The organism is Streptomyces sp. NPDC005408, from assembly GCF_040606445.1.
In the GTDB taxonomy this organism is placed as follows: Bacteria; Actinomycetota; Actinomycetes; order Streptomycetales; family Streptomycetaceae; genus Streptomyces.
Window position 1 is genome coordinate 77,536 of the sequence record NZ_JBEXEX010000014.1, and the last position, 25,573, is coordinate 103,108.

Genomic DNA, 25,573 nt, shown 5'->3' on the forward strand with positions numbered 1-25,573 from the left:
ATCATGCCCTTTGAAGACGAACTGGGCGATGCGCTGCGCCGTACCGGAGAGGCCTTCCGACCGGCGGGCGGCAGCACGCTGGTGGACGGCGGCCTGGCCCGTGGCCGCCGCAGGCTCGCTCGCCGCCGTGTCTCCGCGGTGGTCGGCAGTGCGCTGACCGTGGCGCTCGTGGCCTCGAGCGCGCTGTATGCAGGCGGAGCGTTCGACGACGGCACGGCGGACCGGGCCTCCGACCCGGTGCCCCCGGCCGGTTCGGGGCACTTCAACGTCACGGCCGACGCGATGAAGAACATCCTGCAGAACGGTGTGGAACGCGCGGGGATCGGCATCGTCCGCCCGAAACTGCAGGGCAGCGGCAGTTCCAGCCAGGCCAAGGCCGCGACAGCGTCCATCGTCTTCGAGGACGGCTGGGGCGGTGCGACCGTGACGCTCTCGGTCCGCCGTGTGGACCCGGCGGACAAGTCGCTCAAGAAGCTGATCACTTGCCCGCCCAAGCAGGGCTCGCCGTACGAGGAGTGCACCACACAGCAGGGCAACCGTGCCGTGAAGGGGTACACGGAGGCGGGCCGGGCGGGAGGTGTCAAGAAGTGGGCGGTCACGATGGTCGCGACCAACGGGTACCTCATCGAGCTGGCCACCCACAATGTGAAGGGGGAGAACGGGGAGGCGCCGGTGGGCCGCAACCCGCGGCTGAACCCTGGCAAGTTGCGCCATCTCGCGCTGTTCGTGGAAGGCTCGTTCACCACAGCCGGTGAGCCGAACGCGTTCGGTGTTGTGAAGCCGGGTTCCAGAGCTGAACCGGGCGACATACTGCCCATCCTCAAGTCCCTGTTGCCCAAGCGCCTCACCGTGTACTCCGAGGGCGCCACCGGCGCCGACGGGCACGTCGTGGTGGTCGACTCGAACACCGGAGACCGCACCTACATCGAGGCGCTGCGGATGGCCGCCGAGGACGCGGTCTGGACGGAGACCCGTCCGGACGGCATGAAGGTGGCGGCCGTCAAGAAGCCGGGCGCGTATCCGGGCGTTCTGCACTGGCAGGTCGACACCTTCCGGCCGAACGGTCTCTCGATCCAGGTCTCCGCCTACAACGCCCCGACTCCCAAGTCGCTCAAGAGCGGCAAACAGCTCCTGATCACGATGGAGGAGCTGAAGGCCATCGCCACTGACCCCGTGTGGCTCACGGCCCGGTAACCCTTCCGGACGCGGTCACTTCGCGTCGGCGTAGCACCGAACCACCGCCGTCGTGAACGGAAACCGCACCGGCGTCTCCCCGAAGGCGATCCGCCCGGCCAGCTCACCGGCCTCGCGGATCGCCTTCGCGACCTCGTCCGCCTCCTCGGCCGGGCAGTGCACGATCACCTCGTCGTGCTGGAAGAAGACCAGCTCCGCGCGCAAGCCCGCGGTGGCCTGCCGCAGCGCCGCCAGCATCAGCAGCGCCCAGTCCGCCGCGCTGCCCTGCACCACGAAGTTACGGGTGAAACGACCCCGCGCCCGTGCGTTCGACGAGGCGTAGCCGGGGGTGAACTCCGTGTCCGAGGAGGGGAGTTCCTCGCTCTCCTGCGGGATCCCGGCCTCGTCGTCGTCCCCCGACCCCGCCGCCCGCGGGCTCGTGCGCCCCAGCCAGGTGCGTACGAGCCGCCCCTCCTCGCCCGCCCGCGCCGCCTCGTCGACGTACGACACCGCCAGCGGGAATCTGCGTCTGAGCATGGCCAGGTTCTTCAGGCCGTCGCCCGAGGTCTGGCCGTAGATCGCGCCGAGCAGCGCGACCTTGGCGTGGTCGCGGTCGCCGGAGAACGCGCGGTCGGACAGCGCGGAGTACAGATCACCCTCGTGACCCGCGACGTCCATCAGGCCTCGGTCGCGGGAGATCGCGGCCAGCACCCGCGGCTCCATCTGGTCGGCGTCCGCGACCACCAGGCGCCAGCCCTCGTCCGCGACGACCGCGCGCCGGATCACCTTGGGGATCTGAAGTGCCCCGCCGCCATTGGTCGTCCAGCGGCCCGAGACCGTGCCGCCAGGCAGATACTCGGGGCGGAAACGGCCCTCGCGGACCCAGTCCTGGAGCCAGCCCCAGCCGTGGGCCGTCCAGATGCGGTACAGCTTCTTGTACTGGATCAAGGGCTCGACCGCCGGATGGTCGATCTCCTTCAGCTCCCAGCGCCGGGTCGACTTCACCTTGATCCCGGCCTGCGCGAACGCCTTCACCACATCCGCCGGCAGATCCGGGCGCACCCGACGCCCGAAGGCCGCGGACACCTCGTCCGCGAGCTCCGCGAGCCGGCGCGGTTCGCCCCCGCCCGCATACCGCTCGCCCAGCAGCTCGTGCAGGACGTCCCGGTGGACGTCCGCGCGCCACGGCAGACCGGCGCGGTTCATCTCCGCGGCCACCAGCATGCCCGCGGACTCGGCGGCCGTGAGCAGCCGCATCCGCCCCGGGTGCTCGGCGGCCTCGTGTCTTCGCTGCTGGTCGGCGTAGACCTCAAGGAGCGCTTCGAGCGGTACGGACACGGGCTGCGGCTCGAACAGCGAGGACTGCGAGCCCGGTTCGGCGGCGCGCTGCGGCGGATCGGGCGGTACGGGAGCGTTGCGCAGCCGGGCCCAGGCGGCCGCCGCCGACCGGGGCTCGCCGAGCCGCCCCTCGTGGCCGAGCAGCAGGAGCTCGGCGTCCTCGATGTCGTAACACCGCTCGACGCGGACCCCGGCCGCCAGCAGGCGGGGGTAGATCTCGGCGGTGGAGCGCCAGACCCATCTGCCGACGTCAGGGCGGGAGCGGACGGCCTCGGCCAGATCGGGTTCCTCCTGGACGGGCCCGGCGGGCATGCCGTCGGCGCCGAGGGGGACGAGCCGCGCCCCGTCGCCCTCCGCCGCCAGAGCCCATCGTTCGCTCATGGGACCGAGTGTCGCAGCCGAGTCTGACAACGGACCGGAGCCGTCCTCCTACGCCACCGCGTGGAACAGCGCCGACGCCTCGCCCCGGGACGCCACACCCAGCTTGGTCAGGATGTTCGCGACATGGAACTTCACCGTCGACTCGCTGATGTGCAGCTCCTGCGCGATCATCCGGTTGCGGTGCCCGCGGGCCAGATGCGTCAGCACCTCCAGCTCCCGGGCCCCCAGTGAGCCGAGCGGATCCGCGGACGCGGCCTGCGGCGCCCCCAGCGGGATCGTCGCCGTCACCGTGGTGCCCCAGCCGGGCACGGCGTCCACGTCGAGCCGCCCGCCCAGCACATCGAGGCGTTCGCCGACCCGGTGCGGGCCGAGCGTGCAGCTGGTGATCTCGCCGGGGCCGTCGTCCCGTACCGTCGCGCGCAGTTCGCCGTCGGTGAGATGCCAGCCGACATGGACCCGGCTCACACCGTCCTGGTCGAGCACGGTCAGCAGGACGGCCCGTACGACGGCGCGCGCCGCGTGCGCCACATCGGCGGCCAGCGGACGCGCCGAATCGGGTGCGCCCAGCTCCAGGCGGACCGGGCTGTAGCGCAGCATCGGCCGCAGTGAGTCCGCGAGCCGGGCGAAGGCCTGTCCGGCGGGCTCCTCGGCGACGGCCTGGTCGCGTTCGGTCTCGGCCCGCAGCTCGACCAGCGCGTCGACCGCCAGCTCGACGGCCGCGGTGCGCGCCGCCGTGTCGTCGAGACCCCGGCTGCGCAGCACACCGAGCAGCCCCGACAGCGCGGTCGCATGGGTCTCGGTCAGCTCGGCGATCACCCGGGCCCGCTCCCCGGCCGCCGCCCGCGACTGGGCCAGCGTGCCCGGCACGGCCTCGGTGGCGAGGCGGTCGAAGTGGCTGGTGACCAGGTCCCACATGGCCTGGACGACGGCGGTGTCCGACGCGGGGACGGGACTCAGGGGGGTGCCGTTCTCACCGCGTACCAGCACCAGCAGAGACCCGCGCGGCGTGGCGTCGCTGGCCACCGCGAGCACTAGGTGCTCGGCCCCGCCGATCGTGGCCGTGCCCTGCCAGGGCTGCCCGGCGGGTACGGAGGCGACCAGCGGATGGAGCTCGGCCGCGGTGATCCGCCCGGTCAGGGTCTGCTCGCCGTACGTCTTGAAGGGGGAGTGCGCGCAGTGCGTGGACAGCTCCGTCGCGGCCAGATGCGGGACGAGCCCGTTCAGGGTCGCGGACAGCCGCGGCAGGATCCCGCCGAGCGGCTGCCGGATCACCTCGTAGGCGGCGGCCAGGGCGGACGCGGCGGGCACGGATCCGGTCAATTCCATGACGGCCAGCGTACGGCCGCGGGCACCGAACACGGCTGTCCCTTCGGCCAGGTCGAACCGTCCGAAAGACTGGCCGGTCCTGGCCTGTCGGAGACCGAAGGTTGAGCCCAGTTGATCCCGACGGCAGGAGCCAGTCATGTCAGAGATGGAAGCGATCGTCTTCGAAGAGTTCGGCGGACCCGAAGTACTGCGCCTCGTACAGGCCGATGTGCCGCGGCCCGGCCCCGGCCAGGTGCGGGTGAGGATCAAGGCGGCGGGCGTCAACCCGCTGGACTACAAGATCCGTTACGGCTGGATGGAGCAGCAGTACCCGACCACGTTCCCCCGGACCCCCGGGCTGGAGTTCGCCGGAGTCGTCGACGAGGTCGGCGAGGGCGTCACGGGCGCCCAGGCAGGCGACGAGATCGTGGGGTGGACGACCACCGGCGCGTACGCCGAGTACGCCCTGGCAGAGTCCTTCGTGCCCAAGCCCGCCGGCCTCGACTGGGCGGAGGCCGCGGCGCTGCCCGTCGCGACCGAGACCGCCCAGCGGGTGCTCGACCTGCTCGGCGTGCACAGCGGCGAGACGCTGCTGCTGCACGGCGCCACGGGCTCGGTCGGCTCGGCGGCCGTCCAGATCGCGGTGGCGGCGGGCGTGACGGTCATCGGCACGGCATCCCCGTCCGGCCACGACTATCTGCGGGAGCTGGGCGCGACGCCGGTGGCGTACGGCGAAGGCCTGGTCGAGCGTGTGCGCACGGCCGCTCCCCAGGGTGTGGACGCGGTGTTCGACGCGGCGGGCAAGGACGCGCTGCCCGCCTCGGTCGAACTGCGCGGCGGCACGACGGACCGGATCATCACCATCGCTGACCCGGGCGCTGCGGCGCACGGGGTCCGCTTCTCGGCGGGCGGCACGGAACGCCCGGAGACCGCCCTGGCCGGGCATGTCCGGCTGGCAGCGGACGGCAGGATCCGGATCCCCGTCGTGGAGGCCTTCCCGCTGGGGGAAGCGGCCAAGGCCCACGCCCTGAGCGAGACGGGCCATGTGCGGGGAAAGCTGGTGATCATTCCCTGAGGACGATCTAGGATCGACCACGTTTGCTCGGAACTGACCCAGGGGTGGGGAATCGTGGTGCGAGGTCTGATACGCGGCGTGGGTGCGGGGCTGGTGACGGTGGCGCTGACCGGCTGTTCCTCGCAGGTGGCGGTGGACCAGCCGCTGGCCGAGGAGAGCGCCAAGGGCGTGGCGAAGGGGGACGGGAAGGGGGACGCGGCCAGGACCGCCGCGAAGGGCGGCACGGTCGGGGGTGCCGGTTCGCCCTGCGCCCTGCCCGTCTCGTTCGACCTCGCGGCGGACTGGAAGCCTAAGCCCGTCAAGGAGGACAAGCAGTTCGGCCCGACCAAGCAGGGCCCCGTCACCCTCCTCTGCGAGATCGACGCGAAGCCCGCCGGGCACATCGGCTTTCTGCGCGTCTGGACCGGGGGCCGCAGCGGCGACGATGCGCGCAAGGCCCTCGAAGCGTTCGTCGCCGACGGGGCGAAGAGCCGGGACAAGGTCGTGTACGCCCCGGCCGAGGCGGGCCAGTACGCCGCCACCGAGGTGACCTACCTCAACACCAACGAGTTCCTGGACGAGCCCAAGAAGGAGCGCGCGATCGCCTTCACGACCCCCAAGGGCGTGGTCGTCGTGCACCTCGGGGGCCTGGACTCCGAGGAGCACGACGCGATGCTTCCGGCGTACGAACTGGCGAAGAAGAGCGTCCACGGCGCCTAGGCCCTGTCCGGCGGGCCCACCGGAGGTGCCCGATCGCGCGACCGCTGTCAGGCTCGTTGTATGCGAGTGGCACTGGCACAGACCGACTGCGCACTGGGCGATGTGGACGCGAATCTCGAGACGGCCCGGGAGCAGATCGAGCAGGCCGTCGCCCAGGGCGTGGATCTCGTCGTCTTCCCCGAGCTGAGCCTGCACGGCTATCACCTGGGTGCGCTGCAGCGGGACACATCGGTGCAGGCGCGCGATCCGCGGCTGCTCAAACTGGGGACGTACGGCGCGGACGTGATGGCCGGGTTCCACGAGCACACCTCCCTGCGGGCGTACAACACGGCCGCGTACTACAGCGGCGGTGAACTCCTGCACACGCACCGGAAGTTGTATCTGCCCAACTATCTGGCCTGGGAGGAGCGCAAACACGTCAGCCCCGGCCAGCTGCTGCGCGCGTACGACCTGCCGAACGGTGCCGGTCGCGCGGCCACGCTCATCTGCAATGACGCCTGGCAGCCGGTGCTGCCGTGGCTCGCCGTGCAGGACGGGGCCGAGGTCGTGATCATCCCGGCGAACAGCGCGGCCAGCCTAGATCCGGAGGCGATGGACACCGGCCTGTACTGGGACAGCCTGCTCACCTACACCGCGCGGATGCTCCAGTGCTGGGTCGTCTTCGTGAACCGGGTGGGGAGCGAGAACGGCGCCTCGTTCTGGGGCGGTTCACGGGTGGTCGACCCGCGCGGGTCGGTGGTGGCCCAGGCACCCAAGTGGGAGCCCGGGCTGGTCACCGTGGACATCGACCTCCACGAGGCCCGGCGGCAGCGGCGGGCGGTACCGCTGGTGGCGGAGGCGCGGCTGGGGCTGATCGACCGCGAGGTGCGGCGCTTGATCGACGAGGGCGGGGACAGTTAGGGGGTGTCGTGCCCCGTGGGATCATCGGATACGTGAGCACGGTCGGGACGGTCGAGAAGGCGCTTGCCGTCGCGTTGTACGCCGACGGCCACGAAGGGCTCGACACCGGCGCCTCCCTGCTCGCCGCGGACCCCGCAGCGGACGCCGAACTGAGGCTGCGCGGCGAGGAGTTCGTACGCCGGGCCTGGGAGCGCGGCTGGCAGCCCGCCGATGTCGCACGGCTCGTACGGCGCGACCTCGACGAGGCGCACGAGCGGCTGGCCGCCGGGCTGATCACGGGGGAGAGCGGGCGGTACGCGCACCTCGCCCCGCGCTGGCGCGCCCAGCTCGACGAGCTGAAGCAGCCCCCTTACACCGCGGACCGCTTCTCGTACGCAACCGCCGTGCTTGAGCTGTACCGCCTGCTGGTCCGGCTGCCCGCGATCGAACCGGTCGGCCCGGTCCCCGGCGCACCCTTCTCCGCCGAGCCCGCGCCGCACGAGCCGCGCATGCTCAGCCGGATCCGGGCGCTGCTCGCCAAGGCGGAGGCGACGGGCTATCCGCAGGAGGCGGAGGCGCTCACCGCGAAGGCCCAGGAGCTGATGGCCCGGCACAGCCTGGACGAGGCGATGCTGGCCGCGCAGACCCACAGCCCCGACGCGCCCGCGGCCTGCCGCATCGGCGTGGACGCCCCGTACGAAACGGCCAAGGCGATCCTGCTGGACGCGGTGGCCTCGGCGAACCGCTGCCGCGGCGTATGGAACAGCGCCTTCGGCTTCTCGACGGTCGTCGGCTTCGACGGCGACCTGGAGGCGGTCGAGCTGCTCTACACCTCGCTGCTCGTCCAGGGCACCACGGCGATGACCCGCGCGGAGGCGACGCAGCGCGCGGGCGGCCGCAAGCGGACGAAGACCTTCCGCCAGTCCTTCCTGATGTCGTACGCCGCCCGCCTAGGCGAACGCCTCACGGCAGCGACGGATGCGGTGACGGCCGACGGCGGAGGCGACCTGCTGCCGGTCCTGGCCGCGCGGGACGTCGCGGTCACGGACCGCACGGAGCAGATGTTCCCCGCGACGACGACCACACGTGTGCGCGGAGCGACCGACGAGGCGGGCTGGGTCCACGGCAGAGCGGCGGCGGACACCGCGCATCTGGCGCGGGAGCGTGGGAAGTTGACCCCCTGAGACCGGCGCCCCGCACGACGACGGGCCGCGAACCCGTGAAGGGTCCGCGGCCCGTGGCTGACCTCGCAGGTCAGGACGTCAGGAGCGTCAGGGAGTCGGGATGCCGGTCGGCAGCCCCGTCGGGAGTCCCTTCGGCAGCTTGCCCGCGTCGGTCTTGGTGAGCGTGTCCTTGGCGCCGGCCTCCCACGAGACGACCAGCTTCGTACCGTCGTTGGACTCGATCGAGCCCATCGTGCGGTCGGTGTTCCCGTCGGCGCACTTCAGCGTCAGCATCGGCTTGCCGTGGTCCGCCACCTCGCCCGTGCAGACATGACCGTCGGCGACGACCGCCGCGGTCTTGCCCGAGACGGACAGCGCGACCGCCTTGCCGTCGGTGACACCGGACCAGGCGCCGTCGAGGCTCCCCTGGGAGCCGCCGCCTTCCTGGCCCGCCTCCGTCGACGTGGCGGAGGGCTTGTCCTTGCTCGCGTCGTCACTGTTGCTGCCACAGCCGGTCAGCGCGAGCGCGCCGACAAGACCCGCCGCGGCGACTGACATCCGTACGCGCTTGTGCACTTATCGGTCCCCCTAGTCGGTTTCAAGACCGCGCCAAGCTACCAGGAGGACTTGCGCACTCCCGGAAGGAACCCGGCGTGCGCCTGCTCACGCACCCGCACCCGCACCCGCGACAGGCTCAAGGGCCTCGGCGTCCCCGTACGAGCCTGACGAAGACCTCGCGACGATTCGGGTCGACCAGTTCCTGGCCCATCCGCCCGCCAAGGTCTGGCGCGCGCTGACCGAGCCCGAGCTGATCGCCCAGTGGCTGATGCCCGGCGACTTCCGGCTCCAGGTGGGGCATCGGTACACGATGACGTCGGTGCCGAGGCCGAACACCAACTTCTCCGGCACGGTCGAGGCCGAGGTGCTCGCGTACGAGACCGAGCGCATGCTCCGGGTCCGGTGGGCCGACGCGAGGGTCGCTCCGAACCCCGCCGACTGGACGATTACCTGGACGTTGGAGCCAGAACGGCGCGGGACACGTCTCTTCCTCGTGCACGAAGGATTCGACCCGGACGACCCGGCCCAGATGATGGCGCACAAGATCATGGGCGGCGGCCGGCGGTCGCAGGTCCTTCAGGCGCCGGGAGACGCTGGACACGCTCAAGCCGTAGCTGTAACCGAAGGAACACCCGGCGTGCACGTGCATCTGCTCGCGCTTTCGCTCATGCATCGGCATATGAACAGAGCTATGATCCGGGATAGTTGACACCTGCACCTTGCACCCCGGGAGCGACTTGTGCCCAACGTGTACAACGGCATGGCGGCCACGGAGCTGCGCGGTGTCGTCTGGCAGAAGAGCAGGCACAGCAACTCCCAGGGCTCGTGCGTGGAGTTTGCCAAGCTGCCCGGCGGAGACGTGGCGATGCGCAACTCACGGCACCCGGACGGCCCCGCACTCGTATATACGCCCGCGGAGATAGAAGCGTTGCTTCTGGGCGTCAAGGACGGGGAGTTCGACCACCTAGTGGGCTAGCGCAGGCGGAACAGCGCCCAGACCACCTTGCCGTGCAGCGACCCGGCGAGCGGGTGCCAGCCCCAGCTGTCGCTGAAGGAGTCCACCAGGAACAGGCCCCGGCCGGACTCGGCCGCGCCGCTGGGGTCCGGAAAAGGGGCGTCGTCGCTCTCGCCGGCCGTCCCGGGGCTGTCGTGGCTGGGGTCGCGCACCGCGCACACCAGCCGGGTCGTCCAGCGCATCAAGTGCAGCCGTACGGGCGGTTCCTGGGTCTCCCGGTGAGTGTCCGTGGGCAGCGCGTGCCGCAGTGCGTTGGTGACAAGTTCGGAAACAACCAGGGCGACATCGTCGAAACGGTCGCTCAGATCCCACTGGCCGAGAGTCGTCCTGGTGAACAGCCGTGCTCCGCGCACCGCTTCATAGCGGGCGGGCAGGGCGCACGAGGCGGAGCTGGAGACCGCGGCGGGATCGATGGGGGGAAGCCCCTGCCGTAACGGCTCGAGCATGGTCGATCCATTCATCCCCATGCGAGGCACTCCCGTAAATCGCGGCTGTGACGCTACAACACGAACGAGCACGCAGGTGCGCGAGGACCATGGTTCCGAATGCGTACGGCAGATGCAAGGGCAGATGCACGTGCACGCGCCGGACCTGTCCGACCCCGTGCCGGTTCTTGCTCATTTCTTCCACGAATCTCTTTCCAGCCCTTCCCAAGGCCGTCTCATTTCCGTAATCGAATGAGTACGGGCTGAAGCGTTTTGGTGGCAGAATCCCGGGTCTCGGGGTTCGGGGGTGCTCCGGTAAGGCGTACCTGTGAGTTGAGTCGAGGCGGATCCATGAGTCGATGGGGAGGGTTGGGGTCGTGACCGCAGGCGAGTCGAGCGGTTCGGTGGTACGGCGCATCCTGTTGGGCTCGCAGCTGAGGCGGCTGCGCGAATCACGCGGCATCACGCGAGAGGCTGCCGGGTACTCGATCCGGGCATCCGAATCCAAGATCAGCCGCATGGAGTTGGGACGGGTGAGCTTCAAGGCGAGGGACGTCGAGGATCTTCTGACGCTCTACGGAGTCGCCGACGAATCGGAGCGCGGGTCCCTGCTCGGTCTCGCCAAGGAGGCCAATGTCGCCGGCTGGTGGCACAGCTTCGGCGACGTACTGCCCGGCTGGTTCCAGACATATGTCGGCCTGGAAGGCGCCGCCTCGCTCATCCGTATCTATGAAGTGCAGTTCGTGCACGGTCTGCTGCAGACCGAGTCGTACGCCCATGCCGTCGTCTCCCGCGGTATCCCCGACGCCCCCGCCGCCGAGATCGACCGCCGTGTCGCGCTCCGCCTCGAACGACAGAAAGTCCTGGTCTCCGAGCGCGCTCCCCGTTTCCACGCCGTCCTCGACGAGGCCGCGCTGCGCCGCCCCTACGGCGACCGTTCCGTGATGCAGGGCCAGTTGAGGCATCTGATCGAGATCTCCGAACAGTCGAACATCACGCTCCAGGTGATGCCCTTCAGCTTTGGCGGGCACGCGGGCGAGAGCGGCTCCTTCACGATGCTGCGGTTCCCCGAGTCGGACCTCTCCGACGTCGTCTATCTGGAGCAACTCACCAGCGCCCTGTATCTCGACAAGCGCGAGGAAGTGGCGCAGTACGAGCGGGTGATGAGGCGTCTGCAGGAGGACAGTCCGGATCCGGCCGAGACCCGGGATCTTCTTCGGGGCCTGCTTCAACTGACTTGAAACACAAGTACGATGACGTGATATCAGGCATCTGCATGCATCTGCTTCTGCAGTCTTCTGCGGTAAGGAATCGGATCACATGTCCTTCTTCACCGAGCTGGCCCACCAGTACATCGATGGCGAGTGGAGGCCGGGAAGCGGCTCCTGGGACATCATCGATTTCAACCCGTACGACGGGGAGAAGCTGGCCTCGATACCCGTCGCCACCGCCGCCGAGGTGGACCAGGCGTACCGCGCCGCCGAGCGGGCGCAGGAGACCTGGGCCGCCACCAATCCGTACGCCCGCCGGCTGGTCTTCGAGCGCGCCCTGCGCATCATCGAGGACCGCGAGCAGGAGATCACCGAGACGATCATCGTGGAGCTCGGCGGTACGCATCTGAAGGCGGCCTTCGAACTCCACCTCGCCAAAGAGTTCCTGCGGGAGGCGGTGCAGCTCTCACTGCGGCCCGAGGGCCGGATCCTGCCCTCGCCGGTCGACGGCAAGGAGAACCGCGTCTACCGGCTGCCGGTCGGCGTCGTGGGCGTCATCAGCCCCTTCAACTTCCCCTTTCTGCTCTCCATCAAGTCGGTCGCCCCGGCGCTGGCGCTGGGCAACGCCGTTGTCCTCAAGCCGCACCAGAACACCCCGATCTGCGGCGGGTCCCTGGTCGCCAAGGTCTTCGAGGAGGCGGGCCTGCCCGCCGGGCTGCTCAATGTCGTCATCACCGACATAGCCGAGATCGGCGACGCGCTGCTGGAGCACCCGGTGCCGAAGGCGATCTCCTTCACCGGCTCCGACAAGGTCGGGCGGCATGTCGCCACGGTCTGCGCGGCCAACTTCAAGCGCGCCATCCTCGAACTCGGCGGCAACAGCGCGCTGATCGTCCTTGAGGACGCGGACATCGACTACGCGGTGGACGCGGCGGTCTTCAGCCGTTACGTGCATCAGGGCCAGGTCTGCATGGCCGCCAACCGGGTTCTCGTGGACCGGTCGGTGGAGAAGGAGTTCACCGAGAAGTTCGTCGCCAAGGTCAAGAGCCTCAAGGTCGGCGACCCCTCGGACCCCGGCACCCACATCGGGCCGCTCATCAACTCCACGCAGGCGGATGCGGTCACGGCGCTGGTCGACCAGACCGTCGAGGCCGGTGCGACCGCGCTGCTGCACGGCGGCTCCGATGGCAATCTGGTGAGCCCGTCGGTACTGACCGGCATCGAGGCCGACTCGCCGGTCCTCCAGCAGGAGATCTTCGGCCCGGTGGCGCTGATCGTGCCGTTCGACGGGGAGGACGAGGCGGTCAGGATCGCCAATGACACTCCGTACGGCCTGAGCGGCGCGGTGCACACCGCTGATATCGAGCGGGGTGTACGGATCGCCCAGCGGATCAACACCGGGATGATCCACATCAACGACAGCACGGTCCACGACGAGCCGATCGTGCCCTTCGGCGGCGAGAAGCACTCCGGCAGCGGGCGGTTGAACGGCGAGTCGATGATCGAGGCGTTCACCACCCAGAAGTGGATCTCGGTGCAGCACGGGCGCTCGCAGTTCCCGTTCTGATCCCGTTCCGGGGTTTCCCGGTCGCCGCCCCTCTTGCGGACAGAAGCTGACCGCAAGGGTCCGTAGCTTGGTCGTTGTCAGGACGGCACAGCCAAGCTCGGAAGGACGGACACCATGGTTACCCACGTTCCCGCAGAGGCTCAGGGCGACGAGCGCGGCGCGCTGCTCTCCTTCGTCGAGGCGCAGCGCGCCGCGATCCGCCGCTCAGTACTCGGACTGACCGAGGAGCAGGCGGCGAGCCGCCCGAGCGCCAGCGAGCTCTCGCTCTCCGGACTGCTCAAGCACGTCGCGGAGATGGAACTGAACTGGCTGCGGATGGCGCAGCAACGGCCGAACGAGAAGCAGCGCACCGAGGACACCTGGGGCGACAGCTTCCGCCTCGTCGGCGACGAGACGGTCCCGGGGACGCTGGCCTTCTGGGACACGGTGGCCAAGGAGACCGAGGACTTCATCCACTCGGTGCCCAGCCTGAACGACACCTTCCCGCTGCCCCCCGCGCCCTGGTTCCCGAAGGACGGTGCGGTGTCCATGCGCTGGCTGCTGCTGCACCTGGTCGAGGAGATCGGCCGGCACGCGGGGCACGCGGACATCATCCGCGAATCGCTGGACGGCAAGGGCGCGTTCGACCTTGTGGCCCTCGAGAGCGGCCAGGGCTGGGGCTAGGGCCTGTCGTTCGGATCTTGCCGGGCTCGCGTGCCCTGGCACGGCACCTCGCCAGACCCCGCTCACTGATCCGGCCTGATCGACCGGACAGGACCTAGGGGGCCTTTGCCACGGCGGCTCGTTCACGCAGACGGGCCGCCGTTTCGTCGTCGAAGAGCCGCTCGGCGATGTCCGCGCGCAACTCGAGGAGCTGGACGAGCTGTTCGGCCGTGGGCTGCTCGTCCTCCAGAGCGAGCACCCGGTCGATGATCTTCGCCGCGCCCGTCAGATCCTCCTTGGAGTCGGCGAACAGCGTCGCCAGGTGCAGGGCGCGGGCGAAGGTCCCCTTGGGCACGGGCCTGTGGTGCAGGTCCTCGCTGATCTGCTTCCCGACGCGGATGCAGTTGCCGCCGGGGTCGGTCATCAGGAACTGGCGTACTCCGTAGCTCATGTCCTTGAGCGGCCCGATCCGCGGCAGACCGCGGGTCGGGATCTTTCCGTACGCCGCTTTCAGCCCCGTCCGGAACGACTCGTAGAGCGTGTCCACGTCGTCGGTGAGGACGTAGCACGTGCTGATCGAGCCGGCGGGGTCGTACTTCCTCAGCCCGAAGAACTGCAGCTGGATGTCGCCGTGCTCGACTATGGCGTAGGCGTAGGGGCTCTTCTGGTGGAAGGTCACCTCGAAGCCGAGCGCGGTGTAGAAGTCGAGCACCGGCTGGAGGGTCTGGCACGGCAGGATCGGAATCGTCTTCTCGGCCATGCCAGCTACTCTAGTCAAAGTTGAATAGAAAGGTACGCGGATGTCAGCGATCCGGCTGCTGGTCCTCGGGGCCGTACGCCAGCACGGGCGGGCGCACGGCTACCAGGTCCGCAACGACCTGGAGTACTGGGGTGCGCACGAGTGGTCCAACGCCAAGCCCGGCTCGATCTATCACGCGCTGAAGCAGATGGCGAAGCAGGGACTGCTGCACGCCCACGAGATCGCGCCGTCCACGGCCGGGGGGCCGCCGCGTACCGAGTACGAGATCACCGAGAAGGGCAATGAGGAGTTCTTCCAGCTGCTGCGGGAGTCCCTGACGGCCTACGACCAGAAGATGGACGTGCTCTCGGCGGGGATCGGCTTCATCGTCGAGCTCACGAGGGAGGAGGCCGTGGCGCTGCTGAAGGAGCGGGTGCGCGGCCTGGAGGAGTGGCGGTCCTCGGTGACGGAGTACTACACGCCGGAGGAGGGGCCCGAGTCGATCGGGCACATCGGCGAAATCATGAACATGTGGGTGGGCTCGGCGGACTTCGGCGCGGAGTGGACGCGCGGCCTGATCCTGCGGATCGAGGAGGGGGCGTACGTGTTCGCGGGGGAGGGGGAGCGGTTCGTGGGGGTGCTGGGGGAGGGCGAGGAGAACCCGTACGCGACGGGTGAGCCGCATCCGGGAGACGACGCGTAGCCCGCGGGGCGCGGGCCTTGGACTTCGCCCGCGAGGCCGGCCACCGCAGAGCAACGACCAGCGCCCCGTGGCCCACGGCACCCACGAACCCTGGAAGCCTCAGTGGTGGAACGCCGACGCCGACGCCGTGTCCTTGGTCAACGGGTGTGCCTGGCTTCGCAGTTCCGGCAGCAGTTGCTTCAGATCGTCCATCAGTAGCTCGGCGAGGTCGGCCGAGAAGCCGTTGCGGATCACCACCCGCAGCACGGAGAGGTCCTCGCGATTGGCCGGGAAGGAGTACGCGGGCACCAGCCAGCCGCGTTCGCGCAGCCGCCGCGAGACGTCGAAGACGTCGAAGCTCTTCACATCCGGTGCGGTGGTCACCGCGAAGACGGGCAACTGGTCTCCACGGGTGAGGAGTCGGAACTCGTCCAGCGCCTCGAACCGGTCGGCGAGCGCGCAGGCGATGTCCCGGGAGGTCTGCTGGACTGCCCGGTAGCCCTCCCGGCCCAGCCTCAGGAACGTGTAGTACTGCGCGACGACCTGAGCGCCGGGACGCGAGAAGTTGAGGGCGAACGTCGGCATGTCGCCGCCCAGATAGTTGACCCGGAAGACCAGCTCTTCCGGCAGATCCTCGGGCGAGCGCCACAGCGCCCAGCCGACCCCGGGATAGACCAGGCCGTACTTGTGCCCGGAGGTGTTGATCGACTTGACCCGCGGCAGCCGGAAGTCCCAGACCAGGTCCTCGTCGATGAACGGCGCCACCATCCCGCCGGACGCCCCGTCGACATGGACGGGGATGTCCAGGCCCGTACGCTCCTGAAGCGCGTCCAGCGCGGCGCAGACCTCGGCGACGGGCTCGTAGGACCCGTCGAAGGTGGAGCCCAGGACGCTCACCACGCCGATGGTGTTCTCGTCGCACAGATCGGCCGCCGCCTGCGGATCGAGATGGAAGCGGTCGCCCTCCATCGGCACCAGACGCGCCTCGACCTCCCAGAAGTTGCAGAACTTCTCCCAGCAGACCTGGACATTGGTGCCCGTCACAAGATTCGGGCGGGCGGTCCCGGGATAACGGTCCGCGTTGCGCTTGGCCCAGCTGCGCTTGAGGGCCATTCCGGCGAGCATGCAGGCCTCGCTGGAGCCAGTGGTCGAGCAGCCGACCGCGGTGGCCGGGTCCGGGGCGTTCCAGAGGTCCGCGAGCATGGCCACACAGCGCCTTTCCAGCTCGGCGGTGCGCGGATACTCGTCCTTGTCGATCATGTTCTTGTCCCGGCACTCCGCCATCAGCACCCCCGCCTGCGGTTCCATCCAGGTGGTGACGAAGGTGGCGAGGTTGAGCCGGGCATTGCCGTCGAGCATCAGCTCGTCGTGGACCAGGCGGTAGGCCGTCATGGGCGGCACCGGGCCGTCGGGAAGCCGGTGCGTGGGCGGGGCGGATTCCATTCCACTGACAGGGTCGGCAGCCCCGTAGAAGGGATTCAGCGAGAGCCTGCGCAGCTCGCTGTCCTCGGGGGAGTCCGCGCCCGCGTGGCCCTTGTGGAGTGCCATCCGTCTTTCCGCCTTTCTTGGCGCTCACCGTCCATGGCGACATCAACGGCGACGATACGGACAAATGGGGCGGGAGGCTCGTTGGGCTTGCACCTCACGCAACGTGAGGCCGGAGGCTGAGACGCGTACCGAGAAACGAAGGAGCGGAAAGCGATGAGCTACTCCGTGGGACAGGTGTCCGCATTCGCCGGAGTGACCGTGCGCACGCTGCACCACTACGACGAGATCGGGCTGCTCCGCCCGAGCGGCCGCAGCCACGCGGGCCACCGGCGTTACGACGACGGCGACCTCGACAGGCTGCAGCAGATCCTGTTCTACCGGGAGCTCGGCTTCCCGCTCGACGAGGTCGCGGCGCTGCTCGACGACCCGGACGCGGACCCGCGCGAACATCTGCGCAGGCAGCACGAGTTGCTGACCGGCCGGATCGCCAGGCTGCAGGAGATGGCCGCCGCCGTCGAACAAGCCATGGAGGCGAAGAAGATGGGCATCAACCTCACGCCGGAGGAGAAGTTCGAGGTCTTCGGGGACAAGGACCCCGAGCAGTACGCCGAGGAGGCCGAGCAGCGCTGGGGCGGCACCGCGGCCTACGCCGAGTCGCAGCGGCGGGCCGCGGGCTACACCAAAGACGACTGGAAGCGCATGCAGGACGAGGTCGCCGACTGGGGCGCCCGCTACGACGCCCTGATGGCGGAGGGCGAGCCGCCGACCGGTGAGCGGGCCATGGACATGGCCGAGGAGCACCGGCAGCACATCACCAAGTGGTTCTACGAGTGCAGCTACGAGATCCACGCGGGGCTCGGCGAGATGTATGTGTCGGACGAGCGGTTCCGCGCGTTCTACGACAGCACCCGGCCGGGGCTCGCCGTCCATCTGCGTGACGCGATCCTCGCGAACGCAGTCCGCAACAGCTGAGCGGCTCCCGTGCGTCCTGGCTCGGACCTGGGGGCTCCTCAGCTCTTGGCCAGGACCACTGCAGTGCCGTACGCGCAGACCTCGGTGCCGACATCCGCCGCTTCCGTCACATCGAAGCGGAACATCAGCACCGCGTTGGCGCCGCGTGTGCGCGCCTGCTCGACGAGGCGCTCCATCGCCTGATTGCGGGTCTCGACCAGGGTCTTGGTCAGGCCCTTCAGCTCGCCGCCGATCATCGACTTGAGGCCCGCGCCGATCTGGCTGCCCAGATGCCGGGAGCGCACGGTGAGGCCGAAGACCTCGCCGATGACCTCCTGCACCTGGAAACCGGGTACGTCGTTCGTGGTGACGACCAGTACGTCGGACTGCGGACCCTGTCCGCCGCCGTAATCCTCGATGCCCATCTGCGTCCACCTTCCGTACGGGCTTGTGACGCACAGCTTTGTCCCAGACAGAGCACAGTGCATCCTGGGCGGGCGGACGGAACGTGGAGCAGATGCGATGCGTTGATAGCTTTGGGTGGCCGACCACGCCGGATCGACGGCTGTCGAACGGCCGAATCGACGATCGACCGACTATCGACTCAGGAGCCCGGACCTCGTGACTACCCTTGCGCTCGGACCGAGCTGGCTGGACCCGGACTATCTGATCACGACGTTCGGCCTCATCGGTGTCCTGCTCATCGTCTTCGCCGAGTCCGGCCTGCTCATCGGCTTCTTCCTGCCGGGTGACTCGCTGCTGTTCACCACCGGTCTGCTGGTGACGACCGGAAAGCTCAACGACCTTCCGCTGTGGGCGGTGTGCGCGCTGGTCGTGCTCGCGGCCGTCGCCGGTGACCAGGTCGGATATCTCTTCGGCCGCAAGGTCGGCCCCTCGCTCTTCAAGCGCCCCGACTCCCGGCTCTTCAAGCAGGAGAACGTCGAGAAGGCGCACGAGTTCTTCGAGAAGTACGGCCCCAAGTCGCTGGTCCTGGCCCGCTTCGTGCCCATCGTGCGTACGTTCACGCCGATCATCGCCGGTGTGAGCCGGATGAACTACCGCTCCTTCATCACGTTCAACATCATCGGGGGCGCCCTGTGGGGCGCGGGCGTCACCCTCCTCGGAGCGGCGCTCGGCAAGGTCGAGTTCGTCAACAAGAACATCGAAGCGATGCTGGTCCTGATCGTGCTGATCTCGGTGATCCCGATCGCGATCGAGTTCCTTCGGGCCCGCTCCAAGAAGAAGAAGGAAGCCGCCGTTTCCGGACCGGCGGCCGACCTGCCCCCGGCGCAGCGCGGCCGGCACGCCAAGCGCTGAGTCCGGCTTCCGGGCCGCCTGGCTCCCGGGCCGGTCAGAACCCGCGCGTCCGCTTGGCCGCGCGGCGCAGCGGGCCCTCCGCGCCCGGCATCCTGATGAACAGCCGGGACAGCTCGCCTCCCAGGTTCACCCCGATCGCGATGGCCAGCGCCAGGGCCGCGGCCTTGGTGAGCTGGGTGAGGCCCGCGTTCAGGTCGTTCCTGGCGATCTCGAGCAGTCCGAAGTACGTCGCGCTACCGGGCAGCAGCGGTCCGATCGCGGCGGTCACATACGGCAGCGCGGACGCGAACCGGTAGCGCGAGAGCACCTGCCCGAACAGGCCCACCAGACCGGCCGCCGCGGCCGTCGCGGCCACCGGCGAGACATGCGCGGTGTTCGCGAGCGCGCCGTACACCACCCAGGCGACGCCGCCGTTGATGGTCACCAGCAGCACCGTGTTCCGCTCCTGCTGGAGCAGCACGGCGAAACACAGGGACAGTGCCATCGCCGCCAGCGTCTGGACGACCGGCCGGTCGACGCTGTGGATGGCCGTCTCCGGGTTGAGGCCCGCGCCCAGCGCCAGGCCCAGATAGAGCACGCTCAGTACGCCGACGACGATGCCGACCACCAGATAGCCGACTTCGAGCAGCCGGGCGGCCGCGGTGATGTAGAAGCCGGTCAGACCGTCCTGTACGCCGGCGACCAGGGCCCGCCCGGGGATCAGCGCGAACAGACCACCGGTGATCACCGCTGAGGCGCGTACGTCCAGCGGCGACAGCGTCAGGGCGACGCCCATCGCGGCGGACGGCATGGCCGCGGCGACGAACTGGTAGAACTCCGGAAGCCCGCGCCCCGCGAACAGCCAGGCCAGCCGGTCGCCGAGCATGGCGCTGATCGCCGCCGCCAGGAACACCAGCGCATTGCCGCCGACCAGCACGGAGGCCGCACCGGCCAGCAGTCCGCCGGCCAGGGTGAGAGCCCAGCCGGGGTAGGGGTGCCGGTTGCGGCGGATCTCGGCGAGGCGCCGGTAGGCCTCCTCCAGGGAGACCTCGCTCTCTTCGGTGCTGATGTCGTGGACCAGCCGGTAGACCGCGGCCAGCCGCGTGTAGTCGGTGCCCCGGCGCCGTACGGTCCGGTTCGCCGTCACCGGGTCGTCGACGAGCGAGGGCTGGTACGTGATCGACAGCAGGGTGAAGGTGACGGTCGGCTCACAGCGGTCGAGTCCGTACGAACGCGAGATGGCGAACATCGCCGCCTCGACGTCCTCGGCACCCTCGCCGCCCGCGAGCAGCAGCTCGCCGATACGCAGCGTGAGGTCCAGCACGCGCGGTACGGCGGGACCGCCCTCCTCGTGCCGCTGCACGGCTTCCGGCACCGGCCGCTCGCCCACCGGCATCCGCAGCATCGCCCGCATCCGGTCCTGCCAGGGGGCGTCCTTCGTCAGCCGGACCACCGGGATGCCCTGGGCGGGAGTGAATGCGGGCGGCGAGTTCTTGGTGCTGTAGGTGCTCGGCGGGGCGAATGCGGAGCCCTCCGGCTCGGCCGGGCCCTCGGTGCCGATCCCCTCCGGAACGGCGAACTCCGAGGAGGGATGGTCCTCTTCGGGGACCTCCGGCTGACCGACCCCGGGCGGCGGGGTGAAGGCGCTGTGCGCCTCGTCGGACTGAGGCTTCCGGTCTTCCGGACCCTCCGGTTCCGCCACCACGTGCTGTCCTCGCTCCCTCTCGTGTCGCCGTGTCAGCTCAGTATGGGCATGCGCCGATCCTTCACGCGCCGCAGGTCTCCGGTCGCCGGACGCACTACGGGCGGGGCACCTTCGGTGCCCCGCCCGTCGTCAGCTCGATGCCGGCGTGCTACGCGCTCAGTGCGCGCCGCCCTGCGCCTCCAGGCGCTTGTAGGAGGCCTCGATCTCCGCCTCCGCCTCGGTGCGGCCGACCCAGTTCGCGCCCTCGACGGACTTGCCGGGCTCCAGGTCCTTGTAGACCTCGAAGAAGTGCTGGATCTCCAGGCGGTCGAACTCGGAAACGTGGTGGATGTCGCGCAGGTGCTCGACGCGCGGGTCGGACGCCGGCACGCAGAGCAGCTTGTCGTCGCCGCCCGCCTCGTCCGTCATCCGGAACATGCCGATCGCGCGGCACTTGATCAGGCAGCCGGGGAAGGTCGGCTCGTCAAGGATGACCAGCGCGTCCAGCGGGTCGCCGTCCTCGCCGAGGGTGTTCTCGACGAAGCCGTAGTCGGCCGGGTAACTGGTCGAGGTGAAGAGTCGACGGTCAAGGCGGATCCGACCGGTTTCGTGGTCCACCTCGTACTTGTTCCGCGAACCCTTCGGGATCTCGATGGTGACGTCGAACTCCACGGGTGGCTCCTCCATGATCAACACATACGTCTGGTGGTTAAGTGTCCCTCACGCAGGTGTGTGATCGCGAAAGGGGCTGGTGCGAGGTGCCAGAGGTCAGGACGTGGCAGCTCACCGCGGGCGCCGCCGTGGTCGGCCTCGCCCTCGCTGCCGGGGCGGTGGCCGCGGCGGGTCCCTGGGACTCCGGCCAGCGTAAGGCCGAGAGGGACTGGGCGGCTGCCCAGAGCCCCGTGGGTGGCGCACATCACGAGCGGCCCGGGCCGAAGGACCCGGCGCCCGCGCCCAGCGCACCCGGCGTGCTCGCCGCACTCGGCGCCCCCTCGAACGCCACGGCCAAGTCCTCGAACACCGCGCCCGCCGACCTCGCCAAGGTGCTCGCCCCGCTCCTCGGCGACTCCGGTCTCGGGACGGTCCGTACGGCCTGCGTCGTCGATCTCGCGACGGGCAAGCGGCTGTACGGGAAGGGGGCGTCGGACCCGATGACCCCCGCCTCCACCATCAAGATCGCCACCTCGGTCGCCGCCCTGTCCGCGCTCGGCCCCGACCACCGCATCCCCACCACGGTCGTCGCCTCCAAAGACGCCAGGCAGCTCACGCTCGTCGGCGGCGGAGACGCGAGCCTCGACACGGCAGGACTGCGGACGCTCGCCGACCGTACGGCGCGTGCCCTGCGCGACCGCGGAGTCGCCTCCGTGCGGCTGACGTACGACACCTCGCTCTACAAGGGCGCAGTCCGGCACCCCATCGGCCCCAACAGGAACATCGCACCGGTCAGCGCCCTCATGGTGGGCGAGGGACGGTACGACGAGCGGAGCACGGGTCCCTCGGACCGCAGCGGCGACCCGGCGGGCGACGCGGCCCGCGCCTTCGAGCGGTTGCTGAAAGACCGCGGCATCGCGAGTTCCGCCGCCTCCGCCCCCGGCCGCCCCGCCGCCGGGTCCGCCCTGCTCGCCAAGGTGCTCTCCGTACCCCTGTCGGCCCTGGTCGAGCGGACGCTGACCAACAGCGACAACGACATCGCCGAGGCCCTCGCCCGCCAGACGGCGATCGCCACCGGCGAGGAGCCGGGCTTCGAGGGCGGCGGACGGGCCGTCACCAAGCAACTGGCCAAGCTGAAGCTCCCGTTGACCGGCGCCCGCATCGCCGACGGCAGCGGCCTGAACCGGAACGACAGGCTCACCGCGGACCTGCTGACCGCGCTGCTGGCCCGCGCGGCAGACCCGGACCACCCCGAACTGCGCCCGGTCCTCACGGGCCTCCCCATCGCGGGCTTCAGCGGCACCCTGCAGAGCCGCTACACCGAGACCTCGCCCGGCACCGGCCTGGTGCGCGCCAAGACCGGCACCCTGACTGGCGTCAACACCCTCGCGGGCACGGTCGTCGCCCCGGACGGACGCCTCCTCGCCTTCGCCTTCCTGGCCGCGAACACCCCGTCCCAGGAGGCCGCCCAGCCCGCCCTGGACCGGCTGGCGGCCGCGCTGGCCTCGTGAGCCAATGGGCGAACCGGGCGTTGCCGACACCTGACCGCTCCCAGAGCCGACAACGTACGGTTGACGCATGACGAGCATCGGTGGTGCCGAGATGGTCGACTGGAACCTCGCCGTGGCGACCGCGACCCGCTTCGTGCGGCCCGGACCCGACGTGAGCCGTGACGAGGCGCGTGCCGTCGTCGCCGAGCTGCGCAGGCATGCCAAGGCGTCCGAGGAACATGTGCGGGGCTTCACCCGGATGATCCCGGAAGGCCATGAACCACAGGACACCCCCGTCCTCGTCGTGGACCGGGCCGGGTGGGTCAAGGCGAACGTCGCGGGCTTCCGCGAACTGCTGAAGCCGCTGCTGGACAAGATGCAGGAGCGCCGTTCCGCCAGCCCCGGCGGCGCGATGCTCGGCGCGGTCGGCGGCAAGGTCACCGGCGTAGAGCTGGGCATGCTGCTGTCGTTCCTGGCCTCGCGGGTCCTCGGTCAGTACGAGACCTTCGCGCCCGCCACCCGCGAACTGCCCGCAGGTGACCCCGCCGAATCGGGCAGCGGCGGCGGCCGCCTGCTCCTGGTCGCACCGAACATCGTGCATGTCGAGCGCGAACTCGAAGTCGACCCGCACGACTTCAGGCTCTGGGTCTGCCTCCACGAGGAGACGCACCGCACCCAGTTCACCGGCGTGCCGTGGCTGCGCGACCATCTCGAGGGCGAGATCCAGTCATTTCTCGGCGAGACCGAGGTCGATCCGATGACGGTCCTCGAGCGCTTCCGGGAGGCCGCCCAGTCGCTCTCCGGCGCCCGCCCCGAGGGCGAGGAGGACGAGAGCGGCCGCTCCATCGTCGAGCTGGTGCAGACGCCCACCCAGCGCGAGATCCTCAGTCGGCTGACCGCGGTGATGTCCCTGCTGGAGGGGCATGCCGACTACGTGATGGACGGCGTCGGACCCGATGTCGTGCCCTCCGTCGCCGAGATCCGCGAGAAGTTCCAGCAGCGCAGGGCACGGGGAGCGAGCCGTCTGGACCAGGCGCTGCGCAAGCTCCTCGGCCTGGACGCCAAGCTGCGCCAGTACCGCGACGGCGAGCGTTTTGTGCGCTCCGTCGTCGAGGAGGTCGGTATGGACGGATTCAACCGTGTCTGGACGTCCCCGAACACGCTGCCCACCAAGGCGGAGATCGCCAAACCTGCGGACTGGGTTGCGCGGGTGCACCGTAAAACAGAGTCGTGAGCGGGTGGCGTCCGACGGCAGAAGGACGCCCCCCTAATCACCCATCCGAGGGACCGTAGGCAATGGGTAGGCGTGCAATGCTCGGGTATCGGCCCGGTTCTGTCACCATCGACGCACTCTGAGTGACTGATCCTCCCGTCCCGACACCGACCGAGGCACCCCCCAACTTTTCACGAAGGGCACCGGACATGGGTCCCCATCCTGCGGTCGCGGCGATACGCCTGGCGGTCCGCCGCGTACTCCACGACGTACTCACCGAACACTCCGACCGGCTCGTGCGCTCCGTGGGCCACGCGGCCCCCGCGCGCTCCTGCGCGACCTCCTCGTTCCATCCCGCATCCACAGACGAGCAGCCGCTCGTCCTCGTGGCATGCTCCGGCGGCGCCGACTCCATGGCCCTCGCGTCCGCCCTCGCCTTCGAGGCCCGCAAGCTCTCCGTCCGGGCCGGTGGCATCACCGTCGACCACGGCCTCCAGGACGGCTCCGACCTCCGCGCCGCCGATGTCGCCGCCCGGCTCACCGCGATGCAACTCGACCCCGTCGAAGCCATTGCCGTACGGGTCGGCCGCGACGGCGGCCCCGAGGCCGCGGCCCGCGACGCCCGCTACGCCGCCCTCGACGATGCCGCGGGGCGCCACGGCGCTGCCGCCGTCCTGCTCGGGCACACCCGCGACGACCAAGCTGAAACCGTCCTGCTGGGTCTCGCCCGCGGCTCCGGTACCCGCTCGCTGTCCGGGATGGCGGCCGTCTCGGGGGCGGCCGGCCGTTACCGCCGCCCCTTCCTCCAGCTCGACCGGCAGACTGCCCGCAAGGCCTGCATGGCCCAGTCGCTGCCCGTCTGGGACGACCCCCACAACGCCGACCCGGCCTACACCCGCTCCCGGCTGCGCCACGAGGGCCTGCCCGCCCTGGAGAAGGCGCTCGGCAAGGGCGTCGTTGAGGCTCTGGCCCGTACCGCCCAGCTCTCCCGCGACGATGCCGACGCCCTGGACACCTGGGCCGCCGACGCGGACGCCTCCGTACGGGACGACGCCGGCCGCCTGGAGTGCGTGAAGCTGTACGCGCTGCCGCCCGCCGTGCGCCGCAGGATCCTGCGCAGGGCCGTCATCGAGGCCGGCGCGCCCGCCGGTTCGCTCTTCGCCCGGCACGTCGAGGAAGTCGACCGGCTGATCACGGGCTGGCGGGGCCAGGGAGCCATCAATCTGCCCGGCCGCGTCGAGGCGCGACGGCAGGGTGGCAGACTGGTCATTCGGCAAGGCTGACGCAGCAAACGAAAGTGACCCGCGTGAACGAGAAGGACATGGGCACCGACCTCCAGTCGGTGCTCATCACCAAGGAAGAGATCGACGCGAAGCTGGGCGAGCTGGCCGCGAAGATCGACGCGGAGTACGCGGGCAAGGACCTGCTCCTCGTCGGTGTCCTCAAGGGCGCCGTGATGGTGATGGCGGACCTGGCGCGTGCCCTGTCCACCCCCGTCACCATGGACTGGATGGCGGTGTCGTCGTACGGCGCGGGCACCCAGTCCTCGGGCGTGGTCCGGATCCTCAAGGACCTGGACACCGACATCAAGGGCAAGCACGTCCTGATCGTCGAGGACATCATCGACTCCGGCCTCACGCTCTCGTGGCTGCTGTCGAATCTCGGTTCGCGCGAGCCGGCCTCCCTGGAGGTCTGCACGCTGCTGCGTAAGCCGGATGCCGCAAAGGTCGCGATCGACGTGAAGTGGATCGGGTTCGACATCCCGAATGAGTTCGTCGTCGGCTATGGGCTGGATTACGCGGAGAAGTACCGCAATCTGCCTTTCGTCGGCACACTCGCGCCACACGTGTACGGCGGCTGACCCCACCGGGAACCCCAGACCCCTTCCCGCCGTTGGAGCATGCGGAGGGCGGGTTTGTCAGCCGTACCGTGCGGTCGCGGTCACAAT

Annotated in this window: 25 protein-coding genes and 1 pseudogene; 17 read left to right on the forward strand and 9 right to left on the reverse strand. The window is 69.8% G+C overall.

What is annotated here, in order from left to right; all coding sequences use genetic code 11:
• The first annotated feature begins 3 nt into the window (after nt 1–3).
• Entirely contained in the window at nt 4–1,194 is a 1,191-nt protein-coding gene (locus ABZS64_RS16035) for a hypothetical protein (RefSeq protein WP_355829015.1), read from the forward strand.
• 15 nt (nt 1,195–1,209) lie between these two features.
• On the opposite strand, the gene ABZS64_RS16040 is transcribed toward ABZS64_RS16035, so the two are convergent.
• Entirely contained in the window at nt 1,210–2,892 is a 1,683-nt protein-coding gene (locus ABZS64_RS16040) for a bifunctional 3'-5' exonuclease/DNA polymerase (RefSeq protein WP_355829018.1), read from the reverse strand.
• Between the two features lie 48 nt (nt 2,893–2,940).
• Complete coding sequence (locus ABZS64_RS16045; RefSeq protein ID WP_355829021.1) at nt 2,941–4,218, reverse strand: LuxR C-terminal-related transcriptional regulator; 1,278 nt, start codon at nt 4,216–4,218, stop codon at nt 2,941–2,943.
• Nucleotides 4,219–4,363: 145 nt separating this feature from the next.
• Here ABZS64_RS16045 and ABZS64_RS16050 point away from each other — a divergent pair, with 145 nt between their 5' ends.
• Genes ABZS64_RS16050 through ABZS64_RS16065 form a run of 4 tightly spaced genes read left to right on the forward strand, consistent with a single transcriptional unit; the run spans nt 4,364 to nt 8,034 of the window.
• Nucleotides 4,364–5,272, forward strand: coding sequence for an NADP-dependent oxidoreductase (locus ABZS64_RS16050; protein WP_355829259.1), 909 nt, complete (start codon nt 4,364–4,366; stop codon nt 5,270–5,272).
• 54 nt (nt 5,273–5,326) lie between these two features.
• Nucleotides 5,327–5,971: a lipoprotein gene (locus ABZS64_RS16055; protein WP_355829024.1), complete on the forward strand. Its 645-nt coding sequence runs from the start codon at nt 5,327–5,329 to the stop codon at nt 5,969–5,971.
• 60 nt (nt 5,972–6,031) lie between these two features.
• Nucleotides 6,032–6,871 (forward strand): nitrilase-related carbon-nitrogen hydrolase, encoded by an 840-nt coding sequence (locus tag ABZS64_RS16060; RefSeq protein WP_355829026.1) that lies wholly within the window; start codon nt 6,032–6,034, stop codon nt 6,869–6,871.
• A gap of 32 nt (nt 6,872–6,903) precedes the next feature.
• Complete coding sequence (locus tag ABZS64_RS16065) at nt 6,904–8,034, forward strand: DUF2786 domain-containing protein (RefSeq protein ID WP_355829029.1); 1,131 nt, start codon at nt 6,904–6,906, stop codon at nt 8,032–8,034.
• Between the two features lie 87 nt (nt 8,035–8,121).
• Here the strand turns inward: ABZS64_RS16065 and ABZS64_RS16070 are convergent, their stop codons facing one another.
• The gene (locus tag ABZS64_RS16070) at nt 8,122–8,589 is read right to left on the reverse strand and encodes a hypothetical protein (RefSeq protein ID WP_355829031.1); all 468 of its coding nucleotides are present in this window, start codon (nt 8,587–8,589) and stop codon (nt 8,122–8,124) included.
• Between the two features lie 166 nt (nt 8,590–8,755).
• Here ABZS64_RS16070 and ABZS64_RS16075 point away from each other — a divergent pair.
• A pseudogene (locus ABZS64_RS16075) lies at nt 8,756–9,154 on the forward strand (SRPBCC domain-containing protein); the annotation flags it as partial.
• Between the two features lie 156 nt (nt 9,155–9,310).
• The gene (locus tag ABZS64_RS16080; protein WP_355829034.1) at nt 9,311–9,547 is read left to right on the forward strand and encodes a DUF397 domain-containing protein; all 237 of its coding nucleotides are present in this window, start codon (nt 9,311–9,313) and stop codon (nt 9,545–9,547) included.
• Here the strand turns inward: ABZS64_RS16080 and ABZS64_RS16085 are convergent.
• Nucleotides 9,544–10,053, reverse strand: a complete 510-nt coding sequence (locus ABZS64_RS16085) for an ATP-binding protein (protein ID WP_355829037.1) — start codon at nt 10,051–10,053, stop codon at nt 9,544–9,546. The two genes, ABZS64_RS16080 and ABZS64_RS16085, sit on opposite strands and share 4 nt — an antisense overlap.
• Before the next feature lie 335 nt (nt 10,054–10,388).
• On the opposite strand from ABZS64_RS16085, the gene ABZS64_RS16090 reads away from it, so the two are divergent.
• The 3 genes from ABZS64_RS16090 (at nt 10,389) to ABZS64_RS16100 (ending at nt 13,452) form a co-directional block, all read left to right on the forward strand.
• Nucleotides 10,389–11,252 (forward strand): helix-turn-helix transcriptional regulator, encoded by an 864-nt coding sequence (locus tag ABZS64_RS16090; protein ID WP_355829040.1) that lies wholly within the window; start codon nt 10,389–10,391, stop codon nt 11,250–11,252.
• Nucleotides 11,253–11,331: 79 nt separating this feature from the next.
• Nucleotides 11,332–12,789 carry an aldehyde dehydrogenase family protein gene (locus ABZS64_RS16095; RefSeq protein ID WP_355829043.1) on the forward strand — a complete coding sequence of 486 codons (1,458 nt, stop codon included), beginning with the start codon at nt 11,332–11,334 and terminating at the stop codon, nt 12,787–12,789.
• Nucleotides 12,790–12,903: 114 nt separating this feature from the next.
• Nucleotides 12,904–13,452, forward strand: coding sequence for a DinB family protein (locus tag ABZS64_RS16100; protein WP_355829046.1), 549 nt, complete (start codon nt 12,904–12,906; stop codon nt 13,450–13,452).
• Nucleotides 13,453–13,546: 94 nt separating this feature from the next.
• On the opposite strand, the gene ABZS64_RS16105 is transcribed toward ABZS64_RS16100, so the two are convergent.
• Entirely contained in the window at nt 13,547–14,191 is a 645-nt protein-coding gene (locus tag ABZS64_RS16105; protein ID WP_355829049.1) for a VOC family protein, read from the reverse strand.
• A 40-nt stretch (nt 14,192–14,231) separates the two neighbouring features.
• On the opposite strand from ABZS64_RS16105, the gene ABZS64_RS16110 reads away from it, so the two are divergent.
• The gene (locus tag ABZS64_RS16110) at nt 14,232–14,873 is read left to right on the forward strand and encodes a PadR family transcriptional regulator (protein ID WP_355829052.1); all 642 of its coding nucleotides are present in this window, start codon (nt 14,232–14,234) and stop codon (nt 14,871–14,873) included.
• A 99-nt stretch (nt 14,874–14,972) separates the two neighbouring features.
• On the opposite strand, the gene ABZS64_RS16115 is transcribed toward ABZS64_RS16110, so the two are convergent.
• Nucleotides 14,973–16,400, reverse strand: coding sequence for a glutamate decarboxylase (locus ABZS64_RS16115; protein WP_355829054.1), 1,428 nt, complete (start codon nt 16,398–16,400; stop codon nt 14,973–14,975).
• 153 nt (nt 16,401–16,553) lie between these two features.
• On the opposite strand from ABZS64_RS16115, the gene ABZS64_RS16120 reads away from it, so the two are divergent.
• Nucleotides 16,554–17,312, forward strand: a complete 759-nt coding sequence (locus tag ABZS64_RS16120) for a MerR family transcriptional regulator (protein ID WP_355829057.1) — start codon at nt 16,554–16,556, stop codon at nt 17,310–17,312.
• Nucleotides 17,313–17,350: 38 nt separating this feature from the next.
• Here the strand turns inward: ABZS64_RS16120 and ABZS64_RS16125 are convergent, their stop codons facing one another.
• Nucleotides 17,351–17,716 carry a YbjQ family protein gene (locus tag ABZS64_RS16125; RefSeq protein WP_355829060.1) on the reverse strand — a complete coding sequence of 122 codons (366 nt, stop codon included), beginning with the start codon at nt 17,714–17,716 and terminating at the stop codon, nt 17,351–17,353.
• Between the two features lie 196 nt (nt 17,717–17,912).
• On the opposite strand from ABZS64_RS16125, the gene ABZS64_RS16130 reads away from it, so the two are divergent.
• Complete coding sequence (locus ABZS64_RS16130; protein ID WP_355829063.1) at nt 17,913–18,608, forward strand: VTT domain-containing protein; 696 nt, start codon at nt 17,913–17,915, stop codon at nt 18,606–18,608.
• A 34-nt stretch (nt 18,609–18,642) separates the two neighbouring features.
• Here ABZS64_RS16130 and ABZS64_RS16135 read toward each other — a convergent pair whose 3' ends face one another.
• Nucleotides 18,643–20,292 (reverse strand): threonine/serine exporter family protein, encoded by a 1,650-nt coding sequence (locus ABZS64_RS16135; RefSeq protein WP_355829066.1) that lies wholly within the window; start codon nt 20,290–20,292, stop codon nt 18,643–18,645.
• A gap of 156 nt (nt 20,293–20,448) precedes the next feature.
• Complete coding sequence (locus tag ABZS64_RS16140) at nt 20,449–20,943, reverse strand: inorganic diphosphatase (RefSeq protein WP_108151010.1); 495 nt, start codon at nt 20,941–20,943, stop codon at nt 20,449–20,451.
• An 86-nt stretch (nt 20,944–21,029) separates the two neighbouring features.
• Here ABZS64_RS16140 and dacB point away from each other — a divergent pair, with 86 nt between their 5' ends.
• The 4 genes from dacB (at nt 21,030) to hpt (ending at nt 25,486) form a co-directional block, all read left to right on the forward strand.
• Nucleotides 21,030–22,433, forward strand: a complete 1,404-nt coding sequence (gene dacB / locus ABZS64_RS16145) for a D-alanyl-D-alanine carboxypeptidase/D-alanyl-D-alanine-endopeptidase (RefSeq protein ID WP_355829068.1) — start codon at nt 21,030–21,032, stop codon at nt 22,431–22,433.
• A 67-nt stretch (nt 22,434–22,500) separates the two neighbouring features.
• Nucleotides 22,501–23,646 (forward strand): zinc-dependent metalloprotease, encoded by a 1,146-nt coding sequence (locus tag ABZS64_RS16150; RefSeq protein WP_355829071.1) that lies wholly within the window; start codon nt 22,501–22,503, stop codon nt 23,644–23,646.
• A gap of 188 nt (nt 23,647–23,834) precedes the next feature.
• Entirely contained in the window at nt 23,835–24,908 is a 1,074-nt protein-coding gene (gene tilS, locus ABZS64_RS16155) for a tRNA lysidine(34) synthetase TilS (RefSeq protein WP_355829074.1), read from the forward strand.
• A gap of 38 nt (nt 24,909–24,946) precedes the next feature.
• Nucleotides 24,947–25,486 (forward strand): hypoxanthine phosphoribosyltransferase, encoded by a 540-nt coding sequence (gene hpt / locus ABZS64_RS16160; RefSeq protein WP_355829262.1) that lies wholly within the window; start codon nt 24,947–24,949, stop codon nt 25,484–25,486.
• Nucleotides 25,487–25,573 lie beyond the last annotated feature (87 nt).